This is a genomic window from Paraburkholderia sp. NMBU_R16, assembly GCF_013282575.1.
Taxonomy (GTDB): Bacteria; Pseudomonadota; Gammaproteobacteria; order Burkholderiales; family Burkholderiaceae; genus Trinickia.
In genome coordinates, this window is record NZ_JAAAYE010000141.1 from 1 (window position 1) to 3,219 (window position 3,219).

The 3,219-nt window shown below is 52.8% G+C and carries 2 protein-coding genes and 1 pseudogene; all 3 read right to left on the reverse strand.

The window, feature by feature from the left end:
- Positions 1-188 precede the first annotated feature (188 nt).
- The gene (locus GWC77_RS27215) at positions 189-1,244 is read right to left on the reverse strand and encodes an FkbM family methyltransferase (RefSeq protein WP_173262440.1); all 1,056 of its coding nucleotides are present in this window, start codon (positions 1,242-1,244) and stop codon (positions 189-191) included.
- A 429-nt stretch (positions 1,245-1,673) separates the two neighbouring features.
- Complete coding sequence (locus GWC77_RS27220) at positions 1,674-2,648, reverse strand: hypothetical protein (protein WP_173262443.1); 975 nt, start codon at positions 2,646-2,648, stop codon at positions 1,674-1,676.
- Positions 2,649-2,841: 193 nt separating this feature from the next.
- A pseudogene (locus GWC77_RS29210) lies at positions 2,842-3,219 on the reverse strand (hypothetical protein); the annotation flags it as partial.

Sequence of the window (3,219 nt, forward strand, 5' to 3'; positions counted from 1 at the left end):
GTGAACAACTTCTCGGTGAATGTGTCGCTACCGCGCATGATCTTCAGGAGGCAGACAGGGCTTTCTTATCAACGCTTCGGCCACCTCGTCCGATGACCAGGCGAGTGGTATTTCAGCAAGCTGCTAGAGGGCGCTGGGTAGTGGTAACGTTGACCTTGCCCGTGCTCACAACCGCGTGATCGGCAGCGTTACTTCCTGAGAGCATTCACGACGGCGCGAATCGGCGCCGTTATTTTCCACGACGTTGACTGTCGCAGAGCGTCGGCTGTGCAGATCGATTCGTCCAGTTGTTTCTGAAGCGCGACTATGTCCAGTTTCAAGCTTTCGATCTTCGCACGCAGGTCGCCCTCCTGCGGGGATGGTTGCGGCGGCGCTGGCGCCTGTGGCATCGCTGGCCCGCGCAACGCCTCTAGCCGCGCGACGATTTGATCACGATCAAAACCAGCAACTAAGTTGCTGAAGCGATGCTCGATAACGTGGCCGTGATTGATGTGGTGGACGTTCGCGTCGTCGCCATAATCGAGATACGTCTCGCCATCCATCGCATAGATAAAGGGGAACACTGCGAGCAGGCGCTCACGAAACTCAGGAATCGAGATGCGCCGAAACACGTTCAGGCACCAGTGGTTCATTTCGAGGAACGCCATCGGCTTGAAATCGCCGATCACCTGCTTGCCGCCTTCGAATACCTCGAGTTCGAATCCCTCGACATCGACTTTCAGAAGGTCCAGGTGGTCTAGGCCCATCGATGCGAAGCAGTCGTCGAGGCGCTTGATTGGCACAGCTTCCAGGAAGTGGTTGTCGTTATGTACTTCGTATGTGTCGGCGATGAACGAGCCGGCGAGAAAGTCGTTATACCCCTGCATGCGTACGATACCTTCCGAATTCCCAAGCGCGTGCTTGAAAATGGCGATGTTTGGCGTCGTTTCGACGTTGCGCTGCAGGTACTCGAACGTACGGGGCACGGGCTCAATACCGATGACCTTTCTGCAATACTGCGATAGCGCCAGAGCGGTCAGACCGATGTTTGCGCCGACGTCCACAGCGTACGCGCCATCGTCGCAGAGTGCTCGAAGCGTGTGCACGGTCGATGGCTCGAACGTGTGTCCCATTGCTGAGAGATAGCCATTGTCGCCGGAGATGGAATAGGTACGCTCGCCGATTTTGACCGGCCTGCTGGTGACCGCGTCAGCAACTCCAATTCCCACCGACGGACTGACAGGCGCATCTTGCCCTTGCTTCATGCCTCGCTCCTCGGAAATTTATTGTAAGTTGAGGCACACTATACGACAGATTGGTAGGGAATTCCTTACACCTAGCACGCACAACCCGTCGCTGGCCGACGTATCGGGCGACAAGGCGATTCTCGTCGTGTTGCTGAAGTTCGGGACCGATATGCATCGGCAGTCATGATGTGGCCAGCCAGGCCTTTATGCGGCTAGGCAGCCCGATCGTGCTGCCGATTCCGATGTGCCGCGCAACATGTGAAGCACCAGCCGTAACGTGGCTTCGTTGGGCGAGCCTTCTATCCGAACGCGGGTGTTGCCAACGTTGATCTCAATGGCCCTGACCTCCGTTGATCTCGCGTTTCATCGCTTTAATATAGAGAGAGACACTTTCCCGTTCGATTTCGGATCGTTTGATTTTATACTTTTCTGTGAGATCATAGAGCATCATTCTGAATGACCCATGTCGAGTGCTGAGGGAGATAAAGCGAGTATTGAAGAGGGGGGATGTTTGGTGTTAACTACTCCAAACGTTAATAGAATAGAGAGCGTGGCCCGCATGATAGCTAGTGCGAATATGTATGATCCGTACAGTGGTTTCGATCCGTACGTCGGCAGAATCGAGAATACAATAAGCGCGAGCTGTTTTTGTTGTTGAGTTACATGGGGTTCACTATTGAGGAAGTGTTTACAGCTGGCGTTCATGACAATATGAGATCGCTGTATGTAAGCCCAGAAAAATTCTGTCATTTGATCGAGTATTGTCAGCGTGACTTGGGCAATGAGGCTAAGGAAAAAAGCCGGCATGGCTGTATTGGTCGTACCAGCCGGCGGAACTGGTGTCCCAATGAATCCATGCGGGATCCGAGCCGAACTCGCGGAAAAATACAGGAAGAGTGGGGCAACTAAAAGCATAACAGTAATGATCGCCCGCCAGTTAAGAACGGTTTTACGTACCCCATTCCGCCAAATCAGCCATGCACCGTAGGGGGCTAAGCCTATCGCGGCGAATGGCGACCGAAATGAGATTGCCGAAAATATAAAAATCAAGTACGGCAATAGCGTCGGTAGGCGATCTTGTCGCATTAGCATCGCAATGCCTAGCCAAACGGCAATGGCGTGCTGTGGAACCCAGAATAGCGAGGTCGTGCTCGATCCATACTTGATCCAGCCGGCCCACCATTCAAGATGATAGATCGGACCCATGCGGAAGTGCGTCAATGCCCTCCCGACGACATCCGCACCGCTAAAGACGATAAAAATCAATGGCGTAATAATCTTCGCTCGTTGTCCCGAAATCAGGCTGAGAAGCATCCTGAAAAACAGGAAAAGGCCGATCAATGACCATAGACCAGAAATCAAGCGTTGTGCGTGAGGATTCGAGTATTTGAGCACAAATGCGGGTACGATATACCAGCCCAACGAGTATCTAACAACCCATTGTCCGTCAAGGCCATCGACAGCGGCTATTGCGGGCCATGGATGCGTTGCTAATTAATTGAGCAGGGCATAGTGCTTGATCCAATCCGAATTTTGCGTGAGTTCACCAAAATTTCCTGCCAATCATAGCCATATCGCTGCAAGTTAAAGTGTGTAAAACGTTTGCAGCGAAGGCCTACGGACTGGAAGCCAGTTGGTCTTGCAGGTGATATTGATCAGGGTAGAAGATTATAAACAGGCATGCGGGTATCGCAAGCGAAGGTCGAATGAAGAGTGCGAAGAAAAGGAGAAGTGGAGTTACCAGATAGATGATCGATGAAGTCTCGATCCAGTGGACTGTCTTGCGGTGGCTCGTTTGCAAGGAAATCTCCTGCGTGAACTTCCTGATTTCTCGGAACTCTTTATCAGCGGCCTCGCAGACGATCCGTAAGCGTGTCGCCGGTACCGTCTCGACGGTGTGAATGAATGTTGCCAGAGTAGGCCCCACCACACGAGTAGCGGGGACCACAGTGTCAACAGAAGCACCGAAGAGAACTTCACGCAAAGGCATTCC